This window comes from Variovorax cryoconiti (assembly GCF_051216395.1).
Classification (GTDB): Bacteria; Pseudomonadota; Gammaproteobacteria; order Burkholderiales; family Burkholderiaceae_C; genus Variovorax.
The window spans coordinates 107,650-124,339 of record NZ_JBPJZI010000010.1 but is presented as its reverse complement, the minus strand read 5'-3'; the positions used below and the strand labels follow the sequence as shown (position 1 = coordinate 124,339).

The 16,690-nt window shown below is 67.8% G+C and carries 17 protein-coding genes and 1 other RNA gene; 12 read left to right on the top strand and 6 right to left on the bottom strand.

The window, feature by feature from the left end; genetic code table 11:
* Positions 1-13 precede the first annotated feature (13 nt).
* Genes pstB through phoR form a run of 4 tightly spaced genes read left to right on the top strand, consistent with a single transcriptional unit; the run spans position 14 to position 3,601 of the window.
* A complete protein-coding gene (pstB, locus tag ACSFA2_RS21405) occupies positions 14-796 on the top strand; it encodes a phosphate ABC transporter ATP-binding protein PstB (protein WP_435457339.1) in 783 nt (260 codons plus the stop codon).
* Positions 797-806: 10 nt separating this feature from the next.
* Positions 807-1,508 carry a phosphate signaling complex protein PhoU gene (gene phoU / locus ACSFA2_RS21400; RefSeq protein WP_435457338.1) on the top strand — a complete coding sequence of 234 codons (702 nt, stop codon included), beginning with the start codon at positions 807-809 and terminating at the stop codon, positions 1,506-1,508.
* 15 nt (positions 1,509-1,523) lie between these two features.
* A complete protein-coding gene (gene phoB, locus ACSFA2_RS21395) occupies positions 1,524-2,216 on the top strand; it encodes a phosphate regulon transcriptional regulator PhoB (protein WP_286646633.1) in 693 nt (230 codons plus the stop codon).
* A gap of 41 nt (positions 2,217-2,257) precedes the next feature.
* Positions 2,258-3,601, top strand: a complete 1,344-nt coding sequence (gene phoR / locus ACSFA2_RS21390) for a phosphate regulon sensor histidine kinase PhoR (protein WP_435457337.1) — start codon at positions 2,258-2,260, stop codon at positions 3,599-3,601.
* Here the strand turns inward: phoR and ACSFA2_RS21385 are convergent.
* From ACSFA2_RS21385 to ACSFA2_RS21375, 3 genes are all read right to left on the bottom strand, one after another.
* Complete coding sequence (locus ACSFA2_RS21385; protein ID WP_435457403.1) at positions 3,555-4,907, bottom strand: MATE family efflux transporter; 1,353 nt, start codon at positions 4,905-4,907, stop codon at positions 3,555-3,557. The two genes, phoR and ACSFA2_RS21385, sit on opposite strands and share 47 nt — an antisense overlap.
* 14 nt (positions 4,908-4,921) lie before the next feature.
* Entirely contained in the window at positions 4,922-6,676 is a 1,755-nt protein-coding gene (locus ACSFA2_RS21380) for a hypothetical protein (protein ID WP_435457336.1), read from the bottom strand.
* 90 nt (positions 6,677-6,766) lie between these two features.
* Entirely contained in the window at positions 6,767-7,036 is a 270-nt protein-coding gene (locus ACSFA2_RS21375; protein WP_007836661.1) for a type B 50S ribosomal protein L31, read from the bottom strand.
* 183 nt (positions 7,037-7,219) lie between these two features.
* Between ACSFA2_RS21375 and ACSFA2_RS21370 the strand changes: the two genes are divergently transcribed.
* Complete coding sequence (locus ACSFA2_RS21370) at positions 7,220-8,299, top strand: oxidoreductase (RefSeq protein ID WP_435457335.1); 1,080 nt, start codon at positions 7,220-7,222, stop codon at positions 8,297-8,299.
* Positions 8,300-8,429: 130 nt separating this feature from the next.
* Here ACSFA2_RS21370 and rho read toward each other — a convergent pair whose 3' ends face one another.
* Both rho and trxA read right to left on the bottom strand, forming a co-directional pair.
* Positions 8,430-9,695, bottom strand: a complete 1,266-nt coding sequence (gene rho / locus ACSFA2_RS21365) for a transcription termination factor Rho (protein WP_435457334.1) — start codon at positions 9,693-9,695, stop codon at positions 8,430-8,432.
* Between the two features lie 189 nt (positions 9,696-9,884).
* Positions 9,885-10,217, bottom strand: coding sequence for a thioredoxin TrxA (trxA, locus tag ACSFA2_RS21360; RefSeq protein ID WP_262076770.1), 333 nt, complete (start codon positions 10,215-10,217; stop codon positions 9,885-9,887).
* Positions 10,218-10,358: 141 nt separating this feature from the next.
* Here trxA and ACSFA2_RS21355 point away from each other — a divergent pair, with 141 nt between their 5' ends.
* Positions 10,359-11,615: a TIGR03862 family flavoprotein gene (locus ACSFA2_RS21355; protein WP_435457333.1), complete on the top strand. Its 1,257-nt coding sequence runs from the start codon at positions 10,359-10,361 to the stop codon at positions 11,613-11,615.
* Positions 11,616-11,684: 69 nt separating this feature from the next.
* Positions 11,685-11,966, top strand: coding sequence for a hypothetical protein (locus ACSFA2_RS21350; RefSeq protein ID WP_286646627.1), 282 nt, complete (start codon positions 11,685-11,687; stop codon positions 11,964-11,966).
* Positions 11,967-12,085: 119 nt separating this feature from the next.
* On the opposite strand, the gene ffs is transcribed toward ACSFA2_RS21350, so the two are convergent.
* Positions 12,086-12,182: signal recognition particle sRNA small type (ffs, locus tag ACSFA2_RS21345), an RNA gene on the bottom strand.
* Positions 12,183-12,258: 76 nt separating this feature from the next.
* Here ffs and dnaX point away from each other — a divergent pair.
* The 5 genes from dnaX (at position 12,259) to ACSFA2_RS21320 (ending at position 16,690) form a co-directional block, all read left to right on the top strand.
* Entirely contained in the window at positions 12,259-14,121 is a 1,863-nt protein-coding gene (dnaX, locus tag ACSFA2_RS21340) for a DNA polymerase III subunit gamma/tau (RefSeq protein ID WP_435457332.1), read from the top strand.
* 41 nt (positions 14,122-14,162) lie between these two features.
* Positions 14,163-14,495, top strand: coding sequence for a YbaB/EbfC family nucleoid-associated protein (locus ACSFA2_RS21335; RefSeq protein WP_262076774.1), 333 nt, complete (start codon positions 14,163-14,165; stop codon positions 14,493-14,495).
* 36 nt (positions 14,496-14,531) lie between these two features.
* Positions 14,532-15,122 carry a recombination mediator RecR gene (gene recR / locus ACSFA2_RS21330; protein ID WP_435457331.1) on the top strand — a complete coding sequence of 197 codons (591 nt, stop codon included), beginning with the start codon at positions 14,532-14,534 and terminating at the stop codon, positions 15,120-15,122.
* A 31-nt stretch (positions 15,123-15,153) separates the two neighbouring features.
* Positions 15,154-15,543: an MAPEG family protein gene (locus ACSFA2_RS21325; protein WP_435457330.1), complete on the top strand. Its 390-nt coding sequence runs from the start codon at positions 15,154-15,156 to the stop codon at positions 15,541-15,543.
* Between the two features lie 112 nt (positions 15,544-15,655).
* Positions 15,656-16,690: an ABC transporter substrate-binding protein gene (locus ACSFA2_RS21320; protein WP_435457329.1), complete on the top strand. Its 1,035-nt coding sequence runs from the start codon at positions 15,656-15,658 to the stop codon at positions 16,688-16,690.

Below are 16,690 nucleotides of genomic sequence, written 5' to 3'. Positions count from 1 at the left end.
AGAAGGCGACACCATGCCCACCACGCTCGCACCCCAGGCCACGGCCTCGAAGATTTCGGTCAAGGACCTGAACTTCTACTACGGCAAGTTCCACGCCCTCAAGGGCATCAACCTCGAGATTCCCGAGAACAAGGTCACGGCCTTCATCGGCCCGTCCGGCTGCGGCAAGTCGACCTTGCTGCGCACCTTCAACCGCATGTTCGAGCTGTACCCCGAGCAGCGCGCCGAAGGCACGATCGCGATCGACGGCGAAAACCTGCTGACGTCCAAGCAGGACGTGGCCCTGATCCGCGCCAAGATCGGCATGGTCTTCCAGAAGCCCACCCCGTTCCCGATGTCGATCTACGACAACATCGCCTTCGGCGTGAAGCTGTTCGAGAACCTCAGCGCGAGCGACATGGACGACCGCGTCGAATGGGCCCTGAAAAAGGCCGCGCTCTGGACGGAAGTGCGCGACAAGCTCCAGCAGAGCGGCTCGGGCCTGTCCGGCGGCCAGCAGCAGCGCCTGTGCATCGCACGCGGCATCGCGATCAAGCCCGAGGTGCTGTTGCTCGACGAACCGTGCTCCGCGCTGGACCCGATTTCGACGGCGAAGATCGAAGAACTGATCGCCGAGCTGAAAAGCGAGTACACCGTGGTCATCGTGACCCACAACATGCAGCAGGCGGCCCGCTGCAGCGACTACACCGCCTACATGTACCTGGGCGACCTGATCGAGTTCGGCGCGACGGAACAGATGTTCTTCAAGCCGCAGCGCAAAGAGACCGAGGACTACATCACCGGCCGTTTCGGCTAAGGAGACAGCGATGACCGAAAAGCATTTGTCCAGCCAGTTCGACAGCGAACTCAACGGCGTCTCGTCGCGTGTGATGGAGCTCGGCGGCATGGTCGAGTCGCAGATCCAGCAGGCGGTGTACGCCCTGGCGCAGTTCGACACCGAAGCTGCCGACCGCGTGATCGAGACCGAGATCAGCGTGAACGCGATGGAGATCGAGATCGACCGCGAGCTGTCGTCGATCATCGCGCGCCGCCAGCCGACGGCTCGCGACCTGCGTTTGCTGATTGCCATCAGCAAGACCACGGCCAACCTCGAGCGCGTGGGCGACGAGGCCAACAAGATCGCGCGCATGGTCAAGTCGATCATCGAGAGCGGTTCGTCGCGCGCGCTGCCGTCGTCCGACCTGCGCGTCGCCGCCGACCTGGCGTCGGGCCTGCTGCGCAAGGCGCTCGACGCCTTCGCACGGCTGGACACCGCCGCGGCGCTGTCGATCCTGAAGGAAGACGACCTGATCGACCAGGAGTTCGACGGTTTCGTGCGCAAGCTGGTCACCTACATGATGGAAGACCCGCGCACCATCTCGGCCAGCCTGGACCTGCTGTTCCTGGCCAAGGCGATCGAGCGCATCGGCGATCACGCCAAGAACATTGCCGAATTCATCATCTACATCGTCAAGGGCGCGGACGTGCGGCACACTTCGATGCAGGAAATCGAGTCTGCGCTGCAGTAGGCCCCACCAAAGCGAATGAAAAAACCACGCGTCCTGATCGTCGAAGACGAGTCGTCGATCGCCGAGCTGATCGCCGTCAACCTGCGCCACAACGGCTTCGAGCCGATCTGGTCGGAAGACGGCGTCTCGGCACAGCGCGAGATCGATGCCTTCCTGCCCGACCTGATCCTGCTCGACTGGATGCTGCCCGGCCAGAGCGGGTTGCAGCTGGCGCGCCAGTGGCGCAAGGACCCGCGGACCAAGTCGGTCCCGATCCTCATGCTGACGGCGCGCGGCGACGAGCCCGACAAGGTGGCCGGCCTCGATGCGGGCGCCGACGACTACATCACCAAGCCCTTCTCCACGCAGGAGATGCTCGCGCGCATCCGCGCGGTGCTGCGCCGCCGCGCGCCCGAGGCGGTGGCCGAGCGGGTGGAGATCGGCGAACTGGTGCTCGACACGGCCACGCACCGCGTGACCTGGCAGGGTGCGCCGCTGAAGGTCGGCCCGACGGAATTCAAGCTGCTCGGCTACCTGATGCAGCATGCCGAACGCGTGCACAGCCGCGCGCAGCTGCTCGACAAGGTGTGGGGCGACCATGTCTACATCGAGGAGCGCACGGTCGACGTGCACGTCAAGCGCCTGCGCGAATCGCTCGGCGCTGCGGCACCGATGGTCGAGACCGTGCGCGGCGCCGGCTACCGCCTGACGGCGCAAGCGACCGTTTGAACCGCGCAGTGCGCCGCGCTCGCGGCGGATAATTGCCCGCCATGCCTTTTCGCATCGCCACTTTCCTCGCGGCTTCTGCGGCCGCGGCGGGCCTCGCCGAGTGGTTCTTCGGCTGGCCTTTCGTGGGCTGGGGTGCGTGGGTCGGCGCGCTCGCCTGGCTGGCGCTCGACGCCTGGCGCGCCAACCGATTGCTCAACGTGCTTCGCCAGGGCGGCGCGGGCCTGCCGTCGCGCGGACCCGGCATCTGGGGCGAGCTGGCCGAACGCGTCCGCAAACTGCTGCGCGAGCGCGAGCAGGAAACGCGGCAGGCCCAGGAACGGCTGCAGGAATTTCTGGCGGCGTTCCAGGCGTCGCCCAACGGCGTGGTGCTGGTCGACGAGCAGGGCCGCATCGAATGGTGCAACCAGACGGCGGCGGCGCAGTTCGGCATCGATGCCGAGCGCGACATGCTGCAGCACCTGGCGAACCTGGTGCGCGACCCGGCCTTCGTGGCCTACCTGGCGTCGTGGAACTACAGCCGTGACGTGGTCATCGACGCGACGCACGCGCGCGGCCGCAGCGGCCAGCCGATGCGGCTGTCGGTGCAGGTGCACCCTTACGCCGGCAACCGCCGCATGCTGCTGTCGCGCGACATCACCGCGGTCGAGCAGGCCGAGGCGATGCGCCGTGACTTCGTGGCCAACGTCTCGCACGAGATCCGCACCCCGCTGACGGTGCTCGCCGGCTTCGTCGAGACGCTGCAGAACCTGCCGCTCGAGCCCGAGGAGCGGTCCCGCTACCTGGGCCTGATGGCGCAGCAGTCGCACCGCATGGAGACGCTGGTGAACGACCTGCTGACGCTGTCGCGGCTCGAGGGCAGCGCCGCTCCCCCGGTCAGCCAGTGGACGCGGATGCGGGCGCTGATGGCGCAGTGCGAGGACGAGGGCCGCGGCCTGTCGAGCCGGCTCGCGCCGCAGGCCGGGCACCGGCTGTCGTTCAAGGTCGAGGCCGATTCCGAGATCGCCGGCATGCCGACCGAGCTGCAGAGCGCGATGTCGAACCTGCTGAGCAATGCGATCCGCTACACGCCCGGCGGCGGCGAGGTCGGCGTGACCTGGCGCCTGCTGCCCGACGGGCGCGGCGAGTATGCGGTGCGCGACAGCGGCCCGGGCATTGCGGCGGAGCACATCCCGCGCCTGACCGAGCGCTTCTACCGGGTCGACCGCAGCCGTTCGCGCGAAACCGGCGGCACCGGCCTGGGCCTGGCCATCGTCAAGCACGTGGTGCAGCGCCATGGCGGTGAGCTGCGCATCGAGAGCACCGTGGGGCAGGGCTCGCGTTTCGCGCTGATCTTCCCCGTCACGCGCGTGCGGGCGGCGCGGGCTTCGGCAGGCGTGCTCGCCTGAGGGTGCGCCACAGCAGCGCCACGAAGAGCAGCGCGGTCAGCCACAGCGCCGCGGCGCTCATCAGCCAGAAGGCGAGCGGCGATTGCATGGCCGGCCAGGGCCCCAGGCCGCGATAGGCGAGCAGATAGCTGCCACCCAGGCCCACCCCCCACAACAGCGTGCAGTAGAGGATCAGCGGTGCGACCGTCACGCGGTAGCAGCGCAGCACGAAGACGCACAGCGTCTGGATGGCGTCGGCCAGGTGGTAGCCCGCGGTCGCGAGCAGCAGCGTGGTCGCCAGGGCGGTGACGGCCGGGTCGTCGGTGTAGACGTCGGCCAGCCAGCCGCGCGCGGCCACCATCAGCGACGCGATGACCACGGCACCCCCCATCGTCAGCTCGAAGCCGCGCGCGCACGCACGCCGCGCCTGGGTCGCATCGCTCGCGCCCAGCCAATAACTCACGCGCGCGCTGGTGGCGATCGACAGCGACAGCGGCACCATGTAGGCCACGGCGGTGAGGTTGGAGGCGATCTGATGCGCCGCCGACGCGGTGGCGCCCAGGCGCGCGATGAACAGCGCCATCAGCGTGAAGGAGGTGACCTCGACCAGCACCGACAGCCCGCCCGGCACGCCGAGGCGCGCGAAGCGGCGCAGCTGTTGCCAGTCCGGGGCTTCGATGCGCGCCCAGAGCCCGTACGCGCGGTAGAAGTCCTGCGTGCGGAGCAGCCAGACCGCCAGCGCGAACATGCCCCAGTTGACCACCAGCGTGGCCCAGCCGCAGCCGACCAGGCCGAGAGCCGGCAGTCCAGCGCCGCCGAACGCGAACCAGATCGACAGCGGCACCTTGAGCGCCAGCGCGCCCATCTGCACCCAGGTCACGAGCTTCGGTTTGCCCAGGCCCTGGTTGAGCGTGCTGAACAGCCGGAACAGCAGCGCCGGTGGCAGCGCGAAGGCCAGCACGGTGAGGTAGGCCTCCACGTCGCCGCGCATGGTGTCGGGTACGGCGGTCCAGCGCAGCAGGGCGCCGGGCATGAGCAACACGGCCATGCCGATCGCGATGGCGCCGCCGCACAGGTAGAGGGCCTGGCGCACCGATCGGCCGACCTCGGCCTGGCGCCGCGCGCCGTGGAGTTCGGCCCAGACCGGCAGCAATGCCTGCAGGCCGCCGATCAGCGCGACGAAGACACTGATGAAGATGGCCGAGCCGACAGACAGCGCCGCCAGGGCATCCTGCGCATAGCGGCCGGCGACGATGGTGTCGGTGATGCCGAAGGCCATCACCGCGAACTGGCCGGCCAGCACGGTGCCGGCGTGCCGCGCGATCATCCGGCGTTCGCTGGTCACCGGGCGATGCGCTGGTAGAGAAAGATGTCGTCGCTCGCGCTGGTCGGGCGGCGGAAGGTGCCGACCAGTTGCCAGCGCCCGAAGTCGATGGCGGTGCCGGGCCGGCCGAGCGCCTCGGGGCTCACCAGCAGCCAGGGGCAGGCCGTCTCGACCGCGCCCGCACCCGCCGCCCCGGTCGTGAGCGGCTTCAGGTCGAAGCGGCCATGGAACTGGAGCGCGGCGATGTGCGGTCGCGTCAGGGCGAGGGCCGAGACGCACGGTGTCGCGCCGATGCGCTCGGCGATGGCGCGTACCTGCGGTGCGTAGCTCAGCGCGTGGTCGAGCGCCGGCAGCCAGAGCGTGGTGCCGAGCAGCCAGCACAGCGCCGCGCCACCACCGGGCAGCACCAGCGTCTTCCAGAGCGCGGCGCGATGGCGCCCGGTGCGCCACCGCACCAGCCAGCACCACGCTAGCGTCGCAGCGATCGCGAAGCCGAAGTTGAGCCAGGAGAAGGTCGGCACGAAGCCGGGCACCAGGCGCGTGATGCTGGCCGCCATCTTCGGCGGCACGCCGGTCTGCATCGCGATCCAGTAACCCCAGATGATGAAGGCCGCGCCGCTGAAGAAGAGCAGCGTGAACCAGTCGACCAACGCCGCGGCACTGCGGCGGAAGGTGGGCAAGGCGAACGCAGCCAACGTGGCGAACGCCGGCAGCGCCAGCAGCAGCGAACGATCGGAGAAGTCGGTGGTCCAGGTGGCGGCGAGCGGGCCCAGCGCGAAGCACAGCGGCAGCATCACATGGCGCGCCGTGAGTTGCCGGCGCCAGCGCCACAGCGTCCACAGCGCCAGCGGCCAGGCCGGCCAGGTGAACCACAGCAGCAGCTTGGCCTGGCTGCGCAGGTCCGCGCTCAAGGGGCGGCCCTCTTGCTGGCCCGGCAGGGCGATCTGCCACCGCCACAGTCCGAGGGCCACCGCCACGCCGATGGCGATCAGCGCGACACCGGCGATCTCGAAGGACGCCGTGGCCCGGTAGCCCGGCTCGTCGCTCGATGCAATGGCGCTCTCGCGCCGATGGTCCAGGGCCACCAGCAAGGCGGCACCTGCGGCCAGGCCCAAGCCGACCGAGGGTGCGCCGCTGAGAGACAGGCCGAGTGCGCCCACGCACAGGGCGAGGGTGGCGCCGACGCGGTGGTAGGGCAGTGCCGCCACGCCGTAGAACAGGTGGGCGATGAAGAAGAGTTGGGCCAGCGCCGGCGTTGTCTCGTGGCCGAGCTGCGCCAGGCCCAGGCAGGCGATCAGCGCCAGCAGGGCGCCGTCGGCGATCGCGCGCGCGTAGTCGGTCGGCTGCGCCTCACCGCCGAAGGCGAAGGCCACGGGCTGGGCCTTGGGCGTGCGCGCCAGGTGGTACACCGCGTACCAGGTCGCGGTGAAGGCGCCCCAGAGCAGCACGGCAAAAGCGATGCGCACGGCCAGGTCGGGGTGCAGCCACGACGGTGCGATCTTGATCGCCAGGGCGCCGATCCAGTAGGGCAGCAACGCCGGCGGGTCTGGCCGCAGGCCGAGCAGCAAGGGGTCGAACCAGCGCGCCAAGCCTTCGGTGCTGCGCGCCAGTTCGGCCATGTAGCCATAGGCCGTGATGTCCGCGCTCTTCCACGGGCCCCGTCCCAGCAGGCCGGGCATCAAGTAGGCGGCGCACAGCAGCAGGAGCGCCAGCCGCGGCAGGCGGCGGACGGCGCTCTGGGCAACGATGGCGGGCGTCGGCTGGGCGTTCAACGGAAGAGGACTGCGCTCGAAGAAAGAAACAAAAAGGGCAGCGCGGTAAACCGGGCTGCCCTTGATCCGGGTCTGCGGGAAGCGGCGAGCTTACTTGGAAGCAGCGCCGGTGGTCTTGCCGAAGCGGTTGCGGAACTTCTCGACGCGGCCACCCATGTTGTCCACCGACTTTTGCGTGCCGGTGTAGAAGGGGTGCGATTCGCTCGTGGTGTCGAGCTTGAACAAAGGCAGTTCGCGACCGTCGTCGGTCTTGCCCATTTCCTTGGTGTTCGCGCACGAACGGGTCACGAACTTGAAGCCGTTCGACATGTCGACGAACAGAATTTCGCGGTAGTTCGGGTGGATGCCTTCTTTTGCCATGGTGTTTCCTTTGGGGTCGATGCGAGAGCCACACATCCAGAGCATTGGGCTCTCAGACGGTTCCTTGGATCATGCTGATCGAAGAACGGCAGGGCACGGCGCCCGGCTGCACTTTTCGCGGAGCCCGTGATTATCGCATACGGGCATTTGGCCCGTCAAGGCCTTCTTGAGGAACTGTCGTCCATGGCTTCCAGCGCTTCTTTGCGACCGGGCACGCCGATCCGCGTCGGCCTCGTCGGCTACGGCGTCGCCGGCCAGACCTTTCATGCCCCGGTGCTGTCGGCTGCGCAGGGTCTGGTTCTGGGGGCCGTCGCCAGTTCCCGGCCACAGAAGGTGCAGGCCGACTGGCCGGGCGTGCCGGTCGAGCCCGATGCCGCGACGCTGCTCGCCCGGCCCGACATCGATCTGGTGGTGGTCGCGACGCCCAATGCCCAGCACCATCCGATCGCCAAGGCGGCGCTCGAAGCCGGCAAGCATGTCGTGGTCGACAAGCCCTTCACGCTCGATGCGGCGCAGGCGCGCGAGCTCGCGGCCCTGGCGCAGCAGCGCGGCCGCCTGCTGTCGGTCTTCCAGAACCGCCGCTTCGATGCCGACTACCTGACCTTGCGCGACGTGCTGGCCAGCGGGCAATTGGGGCGGCCCGTCTACTTCGAGTCGCACTTCGACCGCTTCCGCCCCGAGGTGCGCGAGCGCTGGCGCGAGCAGGCGGTTCCGGGTGCGGGCCTCTGGGTGGACCTGGGCGCGCACCTGCTCGACCAGGCGGTGCAGCTCTTCGGCAAACCCGACACGCTCCAGCTCGACACGGCCACGCTGCGCGATGGCGCGCAGGTCGAGGACCACTTCCATGCCTTGCTGCGCTACGAGAGCGGGCCACATGCGCCCTTGCGCGTCGTGCTGCATGCCGCCACGCTGGCGGCCCATGCCGCGCCGCGCTACATCCTGCACGGCACCCGCGGGAGCTATGTGAAGCACGGGGTCGATCCGCAGGAGGATGCATTGCGCGCCGGTGGCCGCCCAGGCGGCGGCGACTGGGGCGTCGACCCCGTGCTTGGCGAACTGAAAGTAGCGGCGATCGAGAACTGGGTGCGCGAGGGCACCGTGCCGAACCGACGGGGCAACTACGTCGACTACTACGCCGCGGTGCGCGACGCCATCCTCGGCGTCGGCCCCAACCCCGTGCCGTCGGAAGAGGCCGTCGCATTGATGGAATTGCTCGACCTGGGCGCCCGAAGCGCACGCGAGGGCCGCGCACTCAAGCCATGAAAAAAGCCCGTCGGGTGACGGGCTTTTCGTTGGTGGAACACCGCGGAACCGGCTCTGCCGGGCCGCTGGTGTTGCCCCCTCGAGGGGGAGTCGGCTACACGAAGTGAGCCAGCTCGGGGGTGGGCCGTGCTCAGCCGCCCCGGCGCATCATGTCGAAGAACTCGACATTGGTCTTCGTCGCCTTCATGTTCTTGAGCATCAGCTCCATCGACTCGATCTCGTCCATGTTGTACATGAGCTGACGCAGGATGCGGGTCTTCTGCAGGATTTCTGGCGCCAGCAGCAGTTCTTCGCGGCGGGTGCCGCTGCGGCTGAGCTGGATCGACGGGAACACCCGCTTCTCGTACAGGCGGCGGTCCAGGTGGATTTCGCTGTTGCCGGTGCCCTTGAACTCTTCGAAGATGACTTCGTCCATGCGGCTGCCGGTATCGATCAGCGCGGTGCCGATGATGGTCAGCGAGCCGCCTTCTTCCACGTTGCGCGCGGCGCCCAGGAAGCGCTTGGGGCGCTGCAGCGCGTTGGAATCGACACCGCCGGTCAGCACCTTGCCCGAGGAGGGCACGACGTTGTTGTAGGCACGGGCCAGGCGGGTGATCGAGTCGAGCAGGATCACCACGTCCTTCTTGAGCTCGACCAGGCGCTTGGCGCGCTCGATCACCATTTCGGCGACGTGCACGTGGCGCGCGGCGGGCTCGTCGAAGGTCGAAGCGATGACCTCGCCGCGCACGGTGCGCTGCATTTCAGTCACTTCTTCCGGGCGCTCGTCGACGAGCAGCACCATCATGTGGACGTCGGGGTAGTTGGCGCTGATCGCGTGGGCGATGTGCTGCATCATCACCGTCTTGCCGCTCTTGGGCGGCGCCACCAGCAGGGCGCGCTGGCCTTTGCCGATGGGGGCGATGATGTCGATGATGCGGCCGGTGATGTTCTCTTCGCTCTTGACGCCGTCGCGTTCCAGTTTCATCTGTTCCTTGGGGAACAGCGGCGTCAGGTTCTCGAACATCACCTTGTGCTTGTTCTGCTCGGGCGGGCCGTCGTTGACCTTGTCGAGCTTGGTCAGCGCGAAGTAGCGCTCGCCATCCTTGGGCGTGCGCACTTCGCCTTCGACCATGTCGCCGGTGTGCAGGTTGAAGCGGCGCACCTGGCTCGGCGAGATGTAGATGTCGTCGGTGCTGGCGGTGAAGCTGGTGTCGGGGCTGCGCAGGAAACCGAAGCCGTCGGGCAGGATTTCGAGCACGCCGTCGGCGAAGACCTGTTCGCCGGCCTTCGCGCGCTTCTTGATGATCGCGAACATCAGCTCCTGCTTGCGCATGCGGCCGGTGTTTTCGATCTCAAGGGCTTCAGCCTGCTTGAGGACTTCAGACACGTGGAGTGCCTTGAGTTCGTTTAAGTGCATGGAGCGACCCCTTGCGGGGTGTTCGGGGTGTTGTCGAACGGAGGGAACGGGGGGAGGTTTAAGGAGAGGCGAGAACTGCCTCACAAACCGGGGAACTCAAACCGGGCGGGCCGGTGAACTGAGAGAGATTATGACAGGAAAAAACGAGGCGGCCGGCGCATTGCGCGGCGACCGCCCTGGGGAATCGACTCAGGCGAGTTGCTGGTCGATGAAGGCCGTCAATTGCGCCTTGCTCATCGCGCCCACCTTGGTGGCAGCCAGCTGGCCGTCCTTGAACAGCATCAGCGTGGGGATGCCGCGAATGCCGAACTTGGCGGGGATGTCGCGGTTCTCGTCCACATTCATCTTGGCGATCTGCAGCTTGCCTTCGTAGGTGCTGGAGACTTCGTCGAGGATCGGCGCGATCATCTTGCACGGGCCGCACCATTCGGCCCAGTAGTCGACCAGCACGGGCTTGCCCGACTGGAGCACGTCGGCTTCGAAAGAGGAGTCGGAGATGTGTTTGATCAGATCGCTGGCCATGGTGTTGTCCTTGTGGCGCGGGGTTGCGCTGCAGCTAAAGTGCTGGGCATTGTGGCAGAAACCAAGTGGCAGCGTCCCCGGTGCGGACGCTATGGGCGCGATAGCCAAAGGCCCTTTTCTCTTCGAACTTGGATCCCCTGAATGAATACTCCAAAGACCGTTGCCGTGATCGGCGGCGGGCCCGCCGGCCTGATGGCGGCCGAGACCTTGAGCGCTGCCGGCGTGCAGGTCGACCTCTACGACGCCATGCCCTCGGTCGGGCGCAAATTCCTCCTGGCCGGCCGCGGCGGCCTCAACCTCACGCATTCGGAGCCCTTCGAGGTCTTCGTGCAACGCTTCGGCGATCGGCGCACGCAGATCGAGCCGATGCTGCGGAACTTCGGGCCGGATGCGCTGCGGGCCTGGGCGCAGGGCCTGGGTGTCGAGACCTTCGTCGGCACCTCGGGCCGCGTGTTCCCGGTCGACATGAAAGCCGCGCCGCTGCTGCGCGCCTGGCTGCAACGCCTGCGGGGCGCGGGCGTGCGCTTCCACATGCGCCATCGCTGGCAGGGCTGGTCGTCCGCCGAGGGCGTGCCGACGGCGCTCGACTTCGCAACGCCCGCGGGGAGCGTCACGGTGCAAGCCGATGCGGTGGTGCTGGCCTTGGGCGGCGCGAGCTGGCCGCGCCTGGGCTCCGATGGCGCATGGGCGCCGTGGCTGCAGGCGCGTGGTGTCGACGTCGCGCCGCTGCAGCCGGCGAATTGCGGCTTCGATGTGGTCTGGAGCGAGCACTTCGCATCACGTTTCGCCGGCCACCCTTTCAAGTCGGTGGCGATCCACGTCGTCGATGCGTCGGGCCGCAGCTTCGAGCGCAAGGGCGAATTCGTGGCAACCGCCACGGGCATCGAGGGCAGCCTGGTCTACGCGGCTTCGGCGTTGCTGCGCGATGAGATCGCCCAGGCGGGCCACGCCACGCTGTCGGTCGATTTGCTGCCCGATCGCTCCTTCGAGCAGGTTCACGCCGCGGTGATGCATCCGCGCGGATCGCGTTCGCTCAGCAGTCATCTGAAAAGCCGGCTCGGTCTCGAGGGCATCAAGGCGGGTGTGTTGCACGAAGCGCTCGGTCGTGACGGAATGCAAGCGAACGAAGCCTTGTCGCGCGCGATCAAGGGGTTGCCGCTTCGGCTCGTCGCACCGCGGCCCATCGCCGAAGCGATCAGCACGGCAGGCGGTGTGCGCTTCGACGCGCTGGACACCGACGCCGTGCTGCGCGCCTTGCCACACGTGCATTGCGCGGGGGAGATGCTCGACTGGGAAGCGCCGACTGGCGGCTATCTTCTGACGGCTTCGATGGCGAGCGGCCTGGCGGCGGCGCAGGGCGTGCTGCACCGTTTGGACGCGATGCCGCCAGCGTCTTAGTACTTGTGGTTGACATGCATTTGTTGGGCGACCCGCACACAATCCCCGCACGAGAGGGTTCGTTGCCGCATGCATCCGCAAGTCGATATCAGAAAGATCCGAGACAGGTATTTCAACTACAGCGTCAGCACAGGCTCGGCTGACGAGCGTCATGTTCGTGAAGGGCTGCGGTCCGTCGCCGAATGCCTGCACGATGCCGCCACCGCACTCAGCCATCACTTCACTGTCGCGGTGCTGAGTTATGAGGGCAGGCGCCTGGGCAAGTACCGCATTGCCAGCATGGAACACGACACCTTGGCCTTGGCCGATGCCCTTCATGTCAAGCTGAACGCCGATCACGACGCGGCTTGAAGGACCCATCGGCGCGGTCGGCCCAGACGATGAATCTGCCGGAGCACGTCGCGTTCGGCTGTCTGCCGGCAGTGCCTGGGCGGCGGCCGGATCGGATGGAACGAGACGTCAAGAAGGAGGTTGACGAGCCTTACCCCCGGCACTGGCTACGCAGTTAGGGCTGCTTGGTTCCCCACCTGACCCGGTTGGCCGCTTCACCATGCGGGGAGGCCCGTCAGCCGTCATTCTAGCGTGGAGGGAAGTGCCCACGCCGCGCGCGGGAATGCGCCTCGACGGCTTTTAGAATGGGGCGATGTCCTATCTCGTGCTCGCCCGCAAATACCGGCCCCGCAATTTCGAAGAAATGGTCGGCCAGGAACATGTGGTGCAGGCGCTCTCGAATGCCCTGACCACGCAGCGGCTGCACCATGCCTACCTGTTCACCGGGACGCGCGGCGTGGGCAAGACCACCGTGTCGCGCGTGCTGGCCAAGTCGCTCAACTGCCAGGGGCCCGACGGCCAGGGCGGCATCACCGCCACGCCCTGCGGTGTCTGCCAGGCCTGCCTCGACATCGACGCCGGCCGCTTCGTCGACTACACCGAGCTCGATGCCGCGTCGAACCGCGGCGTGGACGAGGTCCAGTCGCTGCTCGAGCAGGCTGTGTACAAGCCGGTTCAGGGGCGCTTCAAGGTCTTCATGATCGACGAAGTGCACATGCTCACCAACACCGCGTTCAACGCGATGCTCAAGACGCTGGAGGAGCCGCCCGAGTACCTCAAGTTCGTGCTGGCGACCACCGACCCGCAGAAGGTGCCGGTCACGGTGCTCTCGCGCTGCCTGCAGTTCAACCTGCGGCCGATGGCGCCCGAGACGGTGTTGGAACATCTCACGCAGGTACTCGCAGCCGAGCAGGTGCCGGCCGAGCCGCAGGCGCTGCGCCTGCTGGCGCGCGCCGCGCGCGGGTCGATGCGCGATGCACTGTCGCTGACCGACCAGGCGATCGCCTTCGGCAACGGCGAACTGCTCGAAGGCGGTGTGCGCCAGATGCTCGGCAGCGCCGATCGCAGCCACGTGTTCCGCCTGATCGACGCGCTGGCGCAGGGCGATGGCAAGACCGTCGTCGAAACCTCGGAGGTGCTGCGTCGTGATGGTCTGTCGGCCGCATCGACGCTGGAGGAAATGACGACGGTGCTGCAGGCCATGGCGGTGCTGCAGGCGGTGCCTTCGCGTGCTGCAGCGGCGAGCGACACGGACCCCGACGCGGCCGAGACGGCGCGGCTTGCGGGCTTGATGCCGCCGGACGAAACGCAGCTGCTCTATAGCCTCTGCCTGCACGGTCGTGGCGAGCTCGGGCTGGCGCCGGACGAGTACGCCGCGCTGACGATGGTGCTGTTGCGGCTGCTGGCCTTCAAACCTGCCGATGCGGCCACCGCGGAAAAAAAAACTCTGAATGACGGCCAGACGGCGCCGCGCATGGTCGCCGCGCCGCCGTCGGTCACACCGGTGGATCCAGCAGCGCCAGCGGCACCGGTGGTCCCCGCTGTGCGCGCGGCTTCACCGCCACCGCCAACCGCGCCTGCGCCTGTCGTGCAGCGTGACGCCGCGCCGGCCTCCGCCGTACCCGCCGGCCAGCGCCTGCCGGTGCGCGAAGCGCCGCCTCTCGCCGCCGGCCCTGCGCCGGGGCAGGAACCGCCGGCGCGCGTGCTCGCGATGCCGGTCCGTGTGCAGCCTGCACCGGGTGCGCGTGAGCAGATGCGAGAGAGCGAGGCGCCCGTCGCGGCGATCGAGCCAAGCGAGGAGGGCGACTTCTGGTACGCCACGGTGACGCAGATGGTCGTGGCCGAAGCCATCGGCGCCCTCACGCGCGAACTGGCGCTGCAGTCGCAGCTCGTGGCGCGGGACGTGGACCAGTGGCTGCTGCGGGTCGAGCGCGAATCGCTCAACCAGACCTCGACCCGTGAGAAGCTGCAGGCCGCGCTCGCGGGACTGGGCCATGCGGTCAGAATCGCGATCGAGATCGGCGGCGTGACGGACAGTCCCGCACGCCGCAACAAGCAGGTCGCCGAGGCGCGGCAGCGGACGGCGGAGGACACGATCCGCAACGACCCCGAGGTGCAGTCGCTGATGCAGCAATGGGACGCGAAGATCGTCCCCGGCACCCTGCGACCGGCCTAACATCACCCCTTTCATATCAACGAACTTTCAGGATCAACGCGATGTTCAACAAAGGACAACTGGCTGGCCTCATGAAGCAGGCGCAGGCCATGCAGGACAACCTCAAGAAGGCGCAGGAAGAGCTGGCCCACATCGAGGTCGAGGGCGAGTCCGGTGCCGGCCTCGTGAAGGTCGTCATGACCTGCAAGCACGACGTCAAGCGCATCACCATCGACCCGAGCCTGCTGGCCGACGACAAGGACATGCTCGAAGACCTGGTGGCCGCCGCCTTCAACGCCGCGGTGCGCAAAGCCGAGGAAACCAGCGAGGCCAAGATGGGCAAGCTCACCGCCGGCATGCCTGGCATGCCCCCCGGCATGAAGCTGCCGTTCTGATGACGCGCCTGCGCTGCGTCCGCACGAGCCAGCGACGTGGCTGACACCAGCTCGCTCGACGCGCTGATCGATGCGCTGCGGCGCCTGCCGGGCGTGGGCGTCAAGTCCGCGTCGCGCATGGCCTTCCACCTGCTGCAGCACGATCGCCAGGGCACCCAGCTGCTCGCGCGCGCGCTGCAGGAAGCGGCCGTGAACGTGCGGCATTGCGAGCGCTGCAACACCTTCACCGAAGCGACGGTCTGCCAGGTCTGCATGGACCCGCGGCGCGATGGCAGCAAGCTGTGCGTGGTCGAGACGCCGGCGGACCAGGCCGCGCTCGAACGCACCAACGCGTTTCGTGGCTACTACTTCGTGCTGATGGGGCGGCTGAGTCCGCTCGACGGCATCGGGCCGAAGGACATCGGCCTGCAGAAGCTGTTCGACCGCGCGCTCGACGGCAGCGTGGTCGAGGTGATCCTCGCGACCAACTTCACGGCCGAGGGCGAGGCGACGGCGCACGTCATCGGCGAAGCGCTGCGCCAGCGCGGGCTCACGGTCACGCGGCTCGCGCGTGGGGTGCCGGCCGGCAGCGAACTCGAGTACGTCGACCTCGGCACCATCGCGCATGCGCTGGTCGACCGGCGCTAGCCTTGCCCTTCGAATCGACGAGATCGCCCGCATGAACGTCCATCTCACGATCGCCTACTGGTGCGTGCTCGTCGCCGCCGCGCTGCCCTACGTCTGTGCGTACATCGCGAAGGCCGGCGCCTTCGGTCCGCGCGACAACGTGACGCCGCGCGACTGGGCCACCAAGCAGAGCGGCTGGCGCGCGCGTGCCAACGCCGCGCAGGCCAACAGCTTCGAAGGCCTTCCATTCTTCATTGGCGCCGTGGTCATCGCGCATCAGCTCGGCGCGCAGCAGGGTCGCATCGATGCGCTGGCCGTGGCCTACATTGCGCTGCGCCTGGTGTTCATCGCGCTCTACTTGCGCGGCGCAAACGCAGCGCGCAGCGCGGTCTGGGCGCTGGCTTTCGTGGTCAACATCGCCATCGTTTTCGCGGGACGGTAGCCCTCTTTCTGCTTACGTGGAAACCCCCACGGGATGTTCCCGATGCAGGTAGACAGAGCGCGCGCCTAAGCTCGATTCGATCGTCAAGAAACGAAGAACCCAGGTCCAACGCATGCTTCATCGCCGCACCTTCACGTCCGCCGCAGCACTGGCCGCCGCATCGATCGCGATCCCCCGCGTCTTCGCGCAGGCCAAGCTCGAGCGCACGAAGATCTCCATTGCCGTCGGCGGCAAGGCGGCTTTCTACTACCTCCCGCTCACCATCACCGAGCAGTTGGGCTACTTCAAGGCCGAAGGGCTGGATGTCGAGATCGCCGACTTCGCGGGCGGGGCGCGTGCGTTGCAGGCGGTGGTCGGCGGGTCGGCCGACGTGTGTTCCGGCGCCTACGAACACACCATCAACCTGCAGGCCAAGAACCAGGTGTTCCAGGCCTTCGTGCTGCAGGGGCGGGCACCGCAGATCGCGGTGGGCGTGTCGACCAAGAACATGGCCGGCTACGCGAGCGTGGCCGACCTCCGGGGCAAGAAGATCGGCGTCTCTGCGCCGGGCTCGTCGACCAACATGGTGGCGAATCTGGTGCTGTCGCGTGGCGGCCTGAAGGCGAGCGACGTGAGCTATATCGGCGTCGGCGTGGCCGCGGGCGCCCTCACGGCACTGCGTTCGGGCCAGATCGACGCGATCAGCAACACCGACCCGGTGATGACCATGCTCGAGCAGAAGGGCGACGTGAAGATCATCAGCGACACGCGCACGCTCAAGGGCACGCAGGACGTCTTCGGCGGGCCGATGCCGGCGGCTTGCCTCTATGCGCCGGCGGACTTCATCCAGAAGAATCCGAACACCTGCCAGGCGCTCGCGAATGCCATCGTGCATGGCCTCAAGTGGCTGCAGACGGCCGGGCCGAGCGACATCATCAAGACCGTGCCCGAAACCTACCTGCTGGGCGACCGCGCGCTGTACCTCGCGTCCTTCGACAAGGTGCGCGAGTCGATCGCCATCGATGGTCTGGTGCCGGCCGACGGTCCGAAGACGGCGCTGGCGGCCATCGCCAGCTTCGACACCTCGGTCAAGGCCGACAGGATCGACCTCGCGAAGACCTACACCAACGACTTCGCCCGACGCGCGAAAGAACGGTTCAAGGCTTGA

Coding starts and splice junctions, on each gene's coding strand:
- trxA (WP_262076770.1), bottom strand. CDS start 10,217: ATGGCCAGCGATCTGATCAAACACATCTCCGACTCCTCTTTCGAAGCC.
- ACSFA2_RS21355 (WP_435457333.1), top strand. CDS start 10,359: ATGAATACTCCAAAGACCGTTGCCGTGATCGGCGGCGGGCCCGCCGGC.
- ACSFA2_RS21385 (WP_435457403.1), bottom strand. CDS start 4,907: ATGATCGCGCGGCACGCCGGCACCGTGCTGGCCGGCCAGTTCGCGGTG.
- dnaX (WP_435457332.1), top strand. CDS start 12,259: ATGTCCTATCTCGTGCTCGCCCGCAAATACCGGCCCCGCAATTTCGAA.
- pstB (WP_435457339.1), top strand. CDS start 14: ATGCCCACCACGCTCGCACCCCAGGCCACGGCCTCGAAGATTTCGGTC.
- ACSFA2_RS21350 (WP_286646627.1), top strand. CDS start 11,685: ATGCATCCGCAAGTCGATATCAGAAAGATCCGAGACAGGTATTTCAAC.
- ACSFA2_RS21370 (WP_435457335.1), top strand. CDS start 7,220: ATGGCTTCCAGCGCTTCTTTGCGACCGGGCACGCCGATCCGCGTCGGC.
- ACSFA2_RS21325 (WP_435457330.1), top strand. CDS start 15,154: ATGAACGTCCATCTCACGATCGCCTACTGGTGCGTGCTCGTCGCCGCC.
- phoB (WP_286646633.1), top strand. CDS start 1,524: ATGAAAAAACCACGCGTCCTGATCGTCGAAGACGAGTCGTCGATCGCC.
- phoU (WP_435457338.1), top strand. CDS start 807: ATGACCGAAAAGCATTTGTCCAGCCAGTTCGACAGCGAACTCAACGGC.
- phoR (WP_435457337.1), top strand. CDS start 2,258: ATGCCTTTTCGCATCGCCACTTTCCTCGCGGCTTCTGCGGCCGCGGCG.
- rho (WP_435457334.1), bottom strand. CDS start 9,695: ATGCACTTAAACGAACTCAAGGCACTCCACGTGTCTGAAGTCCTCAAG.
- ACSFA2_RS21375 (WP_007836661.1), bottom strand. CDS start 7,036: ATGGCAAAAGAAGGCATCCACCCGAACTACCGCGAAATTCTGTTCGTC.
- ACSFA2_RS21320 (WP_435457329.1), top strand. CDS start 15,656: ATGCTTCATCGCCGCACCTTCACGTCCGCCGCAGCACTGGCCGCCGCA.
- ACSFA2_RS21335 (WP_262076774.1), top strand. CDS start 14,163: ATGTTCAACAAAGGACAACTGGCTGGCCTCATGAAGCAGGCGCAGGCC.